The sequence below is a fragment of the Streptomyces graminilatus genome (genome assembly GCF_001418565.1).
Taxonomy (GTDB): domain Bacteria; phylum Actinomycetota; class Actinomycetes; order Streptomycetales; family Streptomycetaceae; genus Streptomyces; species Streptomyces graminilatus.
Genome location: NZ_LIQQ01000092.1, coordinates 1 through 11,061 on the forward strand (window position 1 = coordinate 1; position 11,061 = coordinate 11,061).

12 protein-coding genes are annotated in these 11,061 nt (G+C 67.6%); 6 read left to right on the forward strand and 6 right to left on the reverse strand.

Features of this window, described 5'->3' with window-relative positions; translation table 11 throughout:
• The first annotated feature begins 113 nt into the window (after positions 1–113).
• Positions 114–1,898, forward strand: a complete 1,785-nt coding sequence (gene argS / locus AOK08_RS09550; protein ID WP_055525043.1) for an arginine--tRNA ligase — start codon at positions 114–116, stop codon at positions 1,896–1,898.
• 48 nt (positions 1,899–1,946) lie between these two features.
• On the opposite strand, the gene AOK08_RS09555 is transcribed toward argS, so the two are convergent.
• From AOK08_RS09555 to AOK08_RS09565, 3 genes are all read right to left on the reverse strand, one after another.
• On the reverse strand, positions 1,947–3,287 hold the full coding sequence (locus tag AOK08_RS09555) for a serine/threonine-protein kinase (protein WP_277816014.1): 1,341 nt from the start codon (positions 3,285–3,287) through the stop codon (positions 1,947–1,949).
• Positions 3,288–3,341: 54 nt separating this feature from the next.
• Positions 3,342–5,276, reverse strand: a complete 1,935-nt coding sequence (locus tag AOK08_RS09560) for a P-loop ATPase, Sll1717 family (RefSeq protein WP_055525045.1) — start codon at positions 5,274–5,276, stop codon at positions 3,342–3,344.
• Between the two features lie 89 nt (positions 5,277–5,365).
• Entirely contained in the window at positions 5,366–5,836 is a 471-nt protein-coding gene (locus tag AOK08_RS09565) for an ATP-binding protein (protein ID WP_079053940.1), read from the reverse strand.
• Positions 5,837–5,948: 112 nt separating this feature from the next.
• Here AOK08_RS09565 and AOK08_RS09570 point away from each other — a divergent pair, with 112 nt between their 5' ends.
• Both AOK08_RS09570 and AOK08_RS09575 read left to right on the forward strand, forming a co-directional pair.
• A complete protein-coding gene (locus tag AOK08_RS09570; protein ID WP_055525046.1) occupies positions 5,949–6,785 on the forward strand; it encodes a helix-turn-helix domain-containing protein in 837 nt (278 codons plus the stop codon).
• Positions 6,782–6,976 carry a DUF397 domain-containing protein gene (locus AOK08_RS09575; protein ID WP_055525047.1) on the forward strand — a complete coding sequence of 65 codons (195 nt, stop codon included), beginning with the start codon at positions 6,782–6,784 and terminating at the stop codon, positions 6,974–6,976. The genes AOK08_RS09570 and AOK08_RS09575 overlap by 4 nt, the downstream gene beginning before the upstream one ends.
• A gap of 1 nt (position 6,977) precedes the next feature.
• Here AOK08_RS09575 and AOK08_RS09580 read toward each other — a convergent pair whose 3' ends face one another.
• Positions 6,978–7,571, reverse strand: a complete 594-nt coding sequence (locus AOK08_RS09580) for a helix-turn-helix domain-containing protein (RefSeq protein WP_055525048.1) — start codon at positions 7,569–7,571, stop codon at positions 6,978–6,980.
• Between the two features lie 138 nt (positions 7,572–7,709).
• On the opposite strand from AOK08_RS09580, the gene AOK08_RS09585 reads away from it, so the two are divergent.
• Positions 7,710–8,255 (forward strand): type II toxin-antitoxin system RelE/ParE family toxin, encoded by a 546-nt coding sequence (locus AOK08_RS09585; protein WP_055525049.1) that lies wholly within the window; start codon positions 7,710–7,712, stop codon positions 8,253–8,255.
• Between the two features lie 13 nt (positions 8,256–8,268).
• Here AOK08_RS09585 and AOK08_RS09590 read toward each other — a convergent pair whose 3' ends face one another.
• Positions 8,269–8,595, reverse strand: coding sequence for a type II toxin-antitoxin system prevent-host-death family antitoxin (locus tag AOK08_RS09590; RefSeq protein WP_055525050.1), 327 nt, complete (start codon positions 8,593–8,595; stop codon positions 8,269–8,271).
• A 231-nt stretch (positions 8,596–8,826) separates the two neighbouring features.
• Here AOK08_RS09590 and AOK08_RS09595 point away from each other — a divergent pair, with 231 nt between their 5' ends.
• On the forward strand, positions 8,827–9,309 hold the full coding sequence (locus tag AOK08_RS09595) for a hypothetical protein (protein ID WP_055525051.1): 483 nt from the start codon (positions 8,827–8,829) through the stop codon (positions 9,307–9,309).
• Positions 9,310–9,398: 89 nt separating this feature from the next.
• Here AOK08_RS09595 and AOK08_RS09600 read toward each other — a convergent pair whose 3' ends face one another.
• A complete protein-coding gene (locus AOK08_RS09600) occupies positions 9,399–9,755 on the reverse strand; it encodes a DUF805 domain-containing protein (protein WP_055525052.1) in 357 nt (118 codons plus the stop codon).
• Between the two features lie 396 nt (positions 9,756–10,151).
• Here AOK08_RS09600 and AOK08_RS09605 point away from each other — a divergent pair, with 396 nt between their 5' ends.
• A complete protein-coding gene (locus tag AOK08_RS09605) occupies positions 10,152–10,955 on the forward strand; it encodes a DUF4253 domain-containing protein (RefSeq protein WP_055525053.1) in 804 nt (267 codons plus the stop codon).
• The last annotated feature ends 106 nt before the right edge of the window (positions 10,956–11,061 follow it).

An 11,061-nucleotide genomic window follows, 5' to 3' on the forward strand; every position in this document is an offset into this window, starting at 1 on the left:
CATACCCCCCGGTCATACCCCCCGGTCACCCCGGATCCCCGAAAACCGCTTTACCGCCCGTGGGATACTGGCGGCGTATATCCATCCCCACGAGGAGAACGGCACCCACTCCCATGGCCTCGGTCACGTCCTTGAGCGACTCCGTCCAGCAGCATCTCGCGTCCGCCCTCTCGGCCACCCTGCCGGAGGCCGCCGGCGCGGACCCGCTCCTGCGACGCAGCGACAGGGCCGACTACCAGGCGAACGGTGTCCTCGCGCTGGCGAAGAAGGCGAAGGCCAACCCGCGCGAGCTGGCCACGCAGGTGGTCGCGCAGGTGACGTCCGGCGACCTGATCCAGGAGATCGAGGTCTCCGGCCCCGGCTTCCTGAACATCACGATCGCGGACCGGGCGATCACCGAGAACCTCGCCGCGCGGTACGCGGACGACACCGGCCGCCTCGGCGTGCCGTACGTCCCGAACCCGGGCACGACGGTCATCGACTACGCCCAGCCCAACGTGGCGAAGGAGATGCACGTAGGCCATCTCCGCTCGGCGGTGATCGGCGACGCGGTGGTCAAACTCCTGGAGTTCACCGGCGAGAACGTGATCCGCAGGCACCACATCGGCGACTGGGGTACCCAGTTCGGCATGCTCATCCAGTATCTGGACGAGCACCCGCACGAGCTGGACCACAAGGCGAACGCGGCGGACACCGAGGCCAGCGGCGAGGAGGCGATGTCGAACCTCGACCGCCTCTACAAGACGGCCCGCAAACTGTTCGACTCCGACGAGGAGTTCAAGACGAGGGCGCGTCTGCGGGTGGTCGACCTCCAGGCCGGCGATCCCGCCACCCTCGCCATCTGGCAGAAGTTCGTGGACGAGTCGAAGATCTACTTCTTCTCGGTCTTCGAGAAGCTGGACATGGAGATCCGGGACGCGGACATCGTCGGCGAGTCGGGCTACAACGACATGCTGGACGAGACGTGCCGCCTCCTGGAGGAGTCGGGTGTGGCGGTCCGTTCGGAGGGCGCCCTGTGCGTCTTCTTCGACGACATCAAGGGCCCGGAGGGCAACCCGGTCCCGCTGATCGTCCGTAAGTCCGACGGGGGTTACGGCTACGCGGCCACCGACCTCTCGGCGATCCGCGACCGCGTCTTCAGCCTCAAGGCGAACAGCCTCATCTACGTGGTCGACGCACGCCAGTCGCTCCACTTCAAGATGGTCTTCGAGACGGCGCGCAGGGCGGGCTGGCTGAACGACGAGGACATCAAGGCGTACCAGCTCGCGTTCGGCACGGTCCTCGGCAAGGACGGCAAGCCGTTCAAGACGCGTGAGGGCGAGACCGTAAAGCTGGTGGACCTGCTGGACGAGGCGGTCGACCGCGCGACGGCGGTCGTACGGGAGAAGGACACCCTGGGCCAGCTCTCGGACGCCGAGGTCGCCGAGCGGGGTGCCCAGGTGGGCATCGGCGCGGTGAAGTACGCGGACCTGTCGACGTCGGCGAACCGGGACTACAAGTTCGACCTGGACCAGATGGTCTCGCTGAACGGCGACACGAGCGTGTACCTCCAGTACGCGTACGCCCGTATCCAGTCGATCCTGCGCAAGGCCGGCGAGGTACGCCCGCAGCCGCACGCGGAGCTCGAACTGGCCGAGGCGGAACGGGCGCTGGCCCTGCACGTGGACGCGTTCGCGGAGACGGTGACGGACTCGGCGGCGGAGTACGCCCCGCACAAGCTGGCCGCGTACCTCTACCAACTGGCGTCGCTGTACACGACGTTCTACGACAAGTGCCCGGTCCTGAAGGCGGAGACGGCAGAGCAGGTGGAGAACCGTCTGTTCCTGTGCGATGTGACGGCGAGGACGCTGCACCAGGGGATGGGTCTGCTGGGGATTCGGACGCCTGAGCGTCTCTGAGCAAGTCGCGATAAGGGGCCGGCCCGGCGGTAGCGCGCGGGGCGGTCCCTACGCGATGTGGTCGTCCTGGAGTTCGGCCGTGTGGCGGTTGATGAAGCGGTTGACGATGCGCCCGGCCTGACCCGGCAGGAGAGTTATGCCGTACATCGCCTTCACCTCTGCATCGAACTGGTCCACAGTGGGGTAGTTGCCGTCGATCAACTTCTTGAAGATCAGGTAGTAGTCCTCCTCGGTCCACAGACCTCCCTCCGCAGTGATCTTCTGGATCTCGGCGTCGATGTCCGCGTGGCGGCGAACGAGGATCTCCAGTTCTTTCTTGCGCTCGTCCACCATGCGTCGCGCCTCGGCCTTGCGGGCGTTCTCTACCAGGGCGTTGGCCTCGGCAGTCCCTTTGGACACCAGTTGGGCCGCCTGCTGACGCAACTTCCACGCCCTCGCCAGAATCCGCCCCGACACGGAGTGACTGGGGCCCACTTGCGTGACGGCCAGGATGTTCCCGCCGGGCTCGGTGACGACGTGGTCGGCGAGCAGTCTGCTCAGGATGTCGCAAACGGTGGCGGCGTCCGACGGGCGGTCCTCCGGGCTCTTGGCAAGCAGGTCCAGGATGAGATCGTTCAGGGGGCCCGGGAGTCCCTCGACTCGGGACGCGGGCGGCTCCGGGGCGTCCTCCATCTGCTTGCGCAGCACCGCCCACAGGTTGGTGCTCGTGAACGGCGGCTCGCCGGTCACCGCGTGATAGAGGAAGCACCCCAGGGAGTAGAGATCACTGCGGTGATCGATCTTCTTGTCGCCGTCTGCCTGTTCGGGAGACATGTACGCCGGTGAACCGACCGGCGCCCCCGTGACGGTGAGCGCACGGGCGCCGATGGTCTCCCCCATGAACTTCGCGACCCCGAAGTCGAGGACCTTCACCGTCCCTTCCGGCGTGAGCATGGCGTTGGCCGGCTTGATGTCCCGGTGGACGACGCCCTGGCTGTGCGCGGCGTGCAGCGCCTCCGCCATCTGCGCGGCCCATCCGACGGCGAGCGGCCAGGCCGGCGTGGACTCCTTGAGCCGCCGGTGGAGGGACACGCCGTGCACAAGCTCCATGACGAGGAAGAGGGTCGGGCGCCCGTCGACCGACACCTCGCCCCAGTCGTGCACGGTCACGATGTTCTGGTGGGAGAGCCGCCCCGCCGCCTGCACTTCGCGCTGGAACCGCGCCTGGTCCACCTCGTCCATGCCGTCCTGCGGGTGCACGACCTTGACCGCGACGTCCCGTCGCATCCGCTCGTCCTGCGCGGACCAGACCTGCCCCATAGCGCCGGCACCGAGCCGGTCTCCGATCCGAAACCGTCCGTCAAGCAGTACGCCCTGCACCGGTCCCCTCCCCCGTCGGCGGACTGCCATCGTCGTACGACGGTCCGGCCCAGCGCTCCGTTACGGGTAACGAGTATGGCGCCTTCAGTAGCCCGACGAGTCACCCGAGCTGCCGAACGACCCACCCGCGGCCCGCCGCAGTCGCCGTACCTCCTCCTCCACGCGGCGCACGACATCACCGATGCCCGTGTTCTCCTCCAGCCCGGCGAAACGGAGTTGGGCGGCGAGCTCGGTGAAGTAGTGGGCGGTGGCGAAGAGGTACTCGTCGATGTCGGCGCCGGCGGATGCGGCGGACCCCGGAGATCTGCGATTGGTCTCGTCCAGAACACGGTTGATCTGCGTCGTGATCTCGTCCCGCACATCCCGCGTCAGTCCTACCGCGCGTCCCACCTGCGCCAGGATCGAGTGGCAGGAGCGAGTGACCAGCATGAGCAGCCGGTCGTCGCGGTTGAGGGACGAGGACCCCGACACGCCGGAGCTGAAGTCGCCTGCCGAAATGCGCGCGTCCACGGACTGGGGCTCATAGCGCCGCAGGTCGAAGGCCGTGGTGGCACCCAGGGCGGCCCGGAAGCAGGGGTGGACCTGGAACTCCGACTCGTGCGGCTGGACCGGCAGTCCGTCGTCGCCGACGAACACCACATCGTTGCCGCGCCGCACCCCGAGGAAACCGACCCCGTACAGCACGTCGATGACCCCCGGCAGCGTCAACGCGTTGGCGTACGCGGGGAAGTCGTGATGGAGCGTCTGACTGGCAGCCTCGAAGCGGCGGGCGAGCGCGGCGCGCGTGACGACGTACCCGGTGTTCTGGAAGAGCGGGAAGAGGTTCTTGAGGAAGGGGTGCGCGACCAGGTACTCCGAGGTCAGATCCTTGAGCTTCCACTCCGAGAACTGCCGACCCGCCTGCTCCACGTCCGCCTCGGTGATCCGGTCCCGTTCATGGTCCAGCCAGGCCTTCTCCTGACAGGCGTTGAGGAACTGGATGGCATCGCGTGGCCGGGGCAGACAGCGGCGGAAGAGATGGGCGGTGATCTCCTCGCCGCCCACTGTCTGCGGGAACAGCTCCTTCCACAACTGTTCCTCGGTGAGTTCGCCTCCGACGGAAGCCCGCGCCCGCGCCAACGCGAGGTCCTTCAGCGCCTGTTCCGTCCAGGCGATCCTGAGCTCGTCCCCGTGGAACTTGTCGCCCTCCCCGAATGACAGCGAGTCGTAGATGTCGGCGCGCAGGAACAGCAGGAACCGCACGGACCGCCCGTACAGACTCGCCGCGTGCTTCGCCGCCAGCAGCAGCCCGATCACCATGGAGTTGCTGTCCGGTTCGGCGGACCACACCTGCTCCAACTGGTCGACCATGAGCAGCAGCGGAGGATGGACGGCACCGTCACAGCCGAGATCGGCGAAGGCCTGTGCCACGCCTTGCTCCACGATCTCCAACTGCCGCGCCGCCCGGGCCCCTTCGGACGGCGACTGAGCGAGATCGATGTTCGCCTTCACCCCGAACGCCTCCAGGGACAGCGAGGTCTGCAACCCGCGCGCGCCCTGCGCCAGCCGCTCCACGAGGCGGCCCCCGCCACCCGCCGCCTCGCCGTTCTGCTTGAGGAACCGCGCCAGCGCCTTCACGGTGTCGGTCTTGTGGCCGCCGTCGGGCGCGCCCTTCGCATGGTCGACGACATATCGGGCCGCGTGCACGGCGAACACATACCGCCAGATCAACGCCTTGGCCGAGTCCCCCGGCAGCCCCTGTAACTCGAACCGCCGGATCTCCTCCCCTGCGGCCTCGTCAGGGGTGACGAGCACTTTGCCCCCGTGGTGCCCGCCCTCCCCGTCCGCCATCAACTGCATGCAAATGGCGCTCTTTCCGGACCCCTTGCGCCCGATGATGAGCATCTTGCGCCCGCTGAGCGCGCCCCGGTACGCGGCGTTGGGCAGAAACCCGCCCCGGAGCAACAGCCCCTCGGTCACGTCCCGTTCGGCATCCTCACGCCCAAAGTGCAGGTCGGCGAGCAACGGCCCATCGGCCACAACATCCCCCTAGAACCACCCAAGCCATCACTCCCCCCAACGGTATCCGTAGGGACCGACAACCCGTCCACGGTCGACCGTGGCCACGGTCATCGTGATCGTGACGCCGACGGACTGAACGCCTCTCCGGCCACCGGGACGAGTACGTCGATCGGCAGGTCCCAATCGCACCACACCACCTTGCCGAGACCACGCTCCCCGACTCCCCACTTGTCACTGAGCGCGGAGACGAGCAGCAGTCCGCGCCCTCCCTCGTGGGACTCGTCGACTTGCTCGGCCATGGACGGATCCCCCGGCCCGCTGTCGTGCACGGCGACCCGCAGCACCTGCCCGTCGTACCGCAGGAACAGCTTGAACTGCCGTCCGGGCGGTACGCCGTGCAGCAGCGCATTGGTGACCAGCTCACTCACGCACAGCAACACGTCATCGCCCCGCTCGGTACCGGCAAGCCCCCAGCCGGCCAGGAACTCGTACGCCAACCTCCTGGCGGCGGGCACGGAACGGCGTTCACGCCGGAAGAACCTCTCGCGCAGCGTGCAGGGTTGGGTCGTCTCATTCACGGTACGAGAGTTGCGCAGAGTGACTACCGTGGATCACCCCGTGAACCCGTACAGATTTTTTGTACGGGTTCATCCAGGGTCGGGGCCGGTCAGGCGTGGGGAGTTGGAGTGCATGAATCACGGAAACCGCTCGCGGAGTTCACGCAAGAAGAACTACTCGGCGATGAGGATGCTGGGCAAGCAGTTGCAGGTGGCCCGTAAAGCGGCGGGCTACACACAACGCTCGCTGGCCGAAGCACTCCTGATCGACGAGGAGACGATCGCCTCGATCGAACAGGGCCGCCGCACACTGATGCCGGACCTGGCGGTACAACTCGACCAACTCCTCGACATGAAGGGCGCGTTGGTTGCCGGGGTCGCCGAACTCCCGGAGATCGACCAGTTCCCCCTGTTCGCGGAGGAGTACATGGACCACGAGCGCGAGGCCATCAGCCTGTCCTGGTACGACAACGCGGTCCTGCCGGGCCTGCTCCAGACCGAGGCGTACGCGTACGCGGTGTTGAGCGAGCGCGTACCGCCGTACCCCGAGGACGAACTCCAGGCGAAGACGGCGGGCCGCATCACACGCCAGGAGATCCTCCGACGCAAGTGTCCGCCGACGATGAGCTTCATCGTCTGGGAACCGGTCCTGGACATCGGTGTGGGCGGCCCGGAGGTCCGCCGCGACCAGCTCTGTCATCTGCGTGAGTGCGCCGAACTCCCGTGTCTCACACTGCAGTTCTTGCCGCTGGCCTCACCCTCGCACGCGGGCCTCAACGGCCCCTTCATCCTCCTGGAGACACCCGACCACCAGCACGTCGCCTACACCGAGAGCCAGCGCGGCAGCCAGTGGGTTTCCGACCCGGATGAGGTGTCCATCCTTGCCCGTAAATATGCAATGCTGCGGTCACAGGCCCTGTCTCCACGGGATTCGAGGGGCTTGCTCGACCGTTTGCTAGGAGATGCATGAGCACCGCACTTGAGTGGTTCAAGTCGAGCTACAGCGGCGACGAGGGCGGCGCGTGCCTCGAAGTCGCGTACACCTGGCGGAAGTCCACCATCCACGTCCGCGACTCCAAGAACCCGAACCCCGAAGCCGGCCCCACCCTCACCACCACCCGGCAGGCCTGGACGGCGTTCACGGCGTACGCGGCCCGCTGAGCTACACCGCCTGAGACCTCACATACGCGACGGGCCCTCCGGATTCCGAGTCGAGGCGTCTGCCCAGCAGGCGCCGCGCCTCAGCCGCACCGGGTACGTCCGTGCGTACGACCTGTACAGGCGTGACCAAGTCACTGGTGAACGCGGCCAGTCGCGCCGAGAAGCGGTAGCGGCCCGCGCCGTCCGGCTCGGCGCCCCGGAACCCGGTGAGCACCGCGACGACGTACGGCCCGACGGTCACCGCCAGCACGCCCGCGCTCAGCACCCGTTCCGGATCGCAGCGCCACCAGCCGCGCAGCGCCTCGTACATGTCCTCCGGCGCGAGCCCTGCCGCGTACCCGATCCACGCCCGCTCGGGGTCATCCGGTGTCGGTTCGGCGGGCCCCACCCGGAGTACGGGCAGTTCCGCACCCTCCAGCGCTTCGAGGTCGACGGCGTCGCGCCGGGCAAGCGCGCGTACGTCGGCTGCCGGAACCATCGTTCGGTTGCCGCGCCTGTTCACTTCGGGAAACAGCCCGGCGGCGATCAGCTTCTTGAAGGTGTTCACTGACACGCCGAGTTCCTCTGCGGCGACGATCGTCGTGATATCCGTCAAGGCATCTCCGTCGCCATCTGCTGAGAATCATCAAATGCCATGTGCCATCTGACATGTGTCACGTGAGTCACGTATCCCACCGTACTTATCAGTCAAGGCATTTGCGGGCAACGACAGCTCCCCGATACCGTCGGCACCATGCCGGACACGCCACGTCACCCCGTACGGTTCACCGACGCAGCCGTAGCCGACCTGGCGGCTCTGCACCGCCGGGATCCGCAGATCGCGCGTGCCGCCCTGCGGAAGGTGCTGCTGCTGGAGAGCGACCCGTACGCTGGCAGGCCCCTGGTCGGCGACCTCGTCGGCTGGCGAAAGCTCGTTGTCGGCGACCGGCACTGGCGCATCGTGTGGCGCGTGGTCGAGGAGGTCGACGGCACGACCAGCGTGGAAGTCTCCGAGGTCTGGGCCGTGGGCCCACGCGAGAACGCGGCCGTGTACGACGAACTCCGGACCAGACTCTCAAGCCTGCCCGACACTGCGACCGCCCGGAATCTGCGAGACCTGTTCGACAGGTTCGGCCTCGACACAGGTACCCCCGCGCCGCCGCCTCCGGAACCCGTACCGGACTGGCTCGTCGGCCGACTGACCGACAAGGCGGGCCTTCCCCTGGAGCGGGTTCTGGCCATGAGCCTGGAGGAGGCGATTGCCGCCTGGGAGGACTGGATGACCCAACTTCGCGACTGACCGCGCGGCGGTTTCAGTGCCGCTCAGGGAACTCCGCGTCGAGACCCTTCCGGCCCGCCTCCCGGTCCACCCCGAAGCGGCGCAGCATGTCGTCGAGCGAGCTACGGCCACCACTGTCCGTGGCGGCCCGGGTCAGCACCAGAAGCCCGTCCAGAAGGTCTTCCTCCAGTTCTTCCAGCCTGCGCAGCCGCTCCACACCGATCACGGCGGCCACCGGCTTGTGATGCCGCTCGACCATGATGTCCTCACCGGCCTCGGCCGCCTTGACCAGCCCGGCGACTCCTTTACCCGTGGCTTCGGTGACGGAGAGCACGGTCGGGTTCTCGCGGAGGATCGACATGGAAAAACTATACAATTCGCCAAACGAACCTGTACAGATTTCCAGGAGGCCCCGGATGGCCTCAAGGCCGCCCGGGGAACCGGGCACCCCAGGACGAACGGGCGCCCGACTTCCGCCGTTTTTCGCGGGAATCTTGCTGAAACCCCGGAACCCCGGATCGGCGAGACGCGTCTTAAGCCCCGCAGGAATCAAACTGACCTTTCGGTACAAGTCGTTCCAACGGGGGAACAAATGAACCTGGTCCGCAACCTCAACCGCAACCGCGGCCGTCGCGCCACGACCGCCGCCCTGGCCGCCCTGACGGTGGCCACCCTCGGCACCGCCGGCGCCGTGGCGTCCACCGCCGCCACCTCGACCACCGCCAAAGCGGCGGCGGCACCGCAGAAGAAGCTGATCGCCTCGTCCGTCCTCGGCAGCGACTACAAGTACACGCTGACCGCGAAGCGGTCGCTGGAGGACCAGTACGCCGCCACCGTGGAACTCCAGGTCTACAAGCAGAAGAACGGCGCCTGGAAGCAGACCGACCTGGTCACCGTGGGCGATGTCGACGGGTGGTACTGGTACCCGCTCGGAGGGAAGGGCGCCGTCTGCGAGTTCTCGACGTCGAGCAGCGAGCGGGCGCGGCTCACCGTGAGCCTGCTGGTCACGCCGTCCATCGGCTGCTCCTACCCGGAGCACTACGTCGTGAAGAACGGCAGGGTGTACGCGGGCTGAGCCCGGCCGGTCGGTTCAGGACACGCCGAAGGCCGCCCGGTGGACAAACCGGGCGGCTGGGCACGGGGACGATGCCCTCGGTGCGAGCGTCAGCTGTACTGCGGCGCGAGCTTCGGGTTCGGGCCGTACTTGTTGTCGCCCTGGTCGCCGTCGAGGCAGGCGAAGACGAGCAGCGTGATGGCACCGACGAGCGGGATGATCGCGATCAGGAGCCACCAGCCCGTGCGGCCCGTGTCGTGCAGTCGGCGCACGGCGACACCCAGGCTGGGCAGGAGGACGGCCAGGCTGTACACGATACCGAGGATGCTGGTGCCAATGACACTGTCGATGATCTGCAGCACGACGCTGATGATGATCGAGAACAGGGCGAACATCCAGTATTCCTTGCGGCGCGCACGGCCGCTGAACACCAGGTACTTCTTGAGCACGTCGAGGAAATATTTCATGGATCCCCCCAGGGAAAAGTTGTGCGGCCCACCGAGCGGATCAGGCCAGAGGCAGAAGTTACGGACGCCGACGGGAACTCGTCAATAGCGTTTGACGTTGCAGTTCACGGGAAGAAATATGCCCAGACCGCGGCATCGCTGAACGAACCCGATGAGTCGATTTCAGGACAGATCCGCACAAGATCATCGATAAAATTGCCCGGAACACCGGGCGTTCACGCCGTGCACCCCCTCCGGCTCCCGAACCATGGCCGATCCATTGCCGGTTCTACGCCAGTTCCACGCACATTCGAGTCCGTGCCGACACCGGACCGAGCTCGAACCGTTGCCCACCGCCCCTCCCCAGGCCTCCCGGGCCCTGCCGCGATGTCAGTGGCCGGACCTAAAGTCACCGATATGGCGACTCTTCCGAACCCGCTGCCCCTTCTCGCGACCGACCCGGCCGGCCGGGCGCTCGGTCTCGCACTCCCCGCCGGGAGGCTGGTCGACGCGACGGACGGGGGCCCGTGGCACGAGCCCCTCCTCTGGCACGCCGACGCTCCCTCCGCCCCCGGCGACTGGGCCGCGCAGCAGGACGCGGGCCGTCCGGCAGGGCTCGTCCCGGTGGTCATCGAGGTGGGCGGCGGCCAAGGCGGGCCGGAGGACTGGGAGTTGATGCCCGCCGACACCACCTACCCCGGCGACCACGACGCCGAGGAGGTCCTCGCCGGGTTCTGGGAGGAGTACGCGGCCGAGGACGAGCCCTGGCCCGGACTGGCCCCCGCCACCCTGGGCACCGACGGCGACACCAAGGCCGACGCCGACGCGCCGGCGGCCCGGCTGGCCGATTCGCTCCTCGCCCCCGGCTCCGCCTTCAAGGAACCGCGCCTGGCGCTCGTCCCCGCCCGCCGTTCCGCCGACATCCCGGCCGCCATCGGCTGGTCGGGGCCCGTGAACTACGAGAGCGACACGGCCCGCCTCTGCGCGGTGCTCCGCTCCTGGGAGGACCGCTTCGGCATACGGGTCCTGGCGCTCACCTTCAACCAACTGGTGCTGTCCGTGGCGGCCCCGCCGACGACCGCCGCCCAGGCCGAGGCGGTGGCCGCCGAGCACTTCGCGTTCTGCCCGGACAACCTCACGCAGGGCACCCACAACACCCTGAGCGCATACGCCGAACACGAACTCCTCAACAAGCAGACCTGGTCCTTCTGGTGGGATTAGGGCCTTTCGTCTGGATCACCTCGGTTTCGGGTTTGCGGCGTCAGGACGGGCGTTCGGCGGCCGTTCTTGATCCGGACCACGGCCTCCGGACCACGGCCTCCGACCT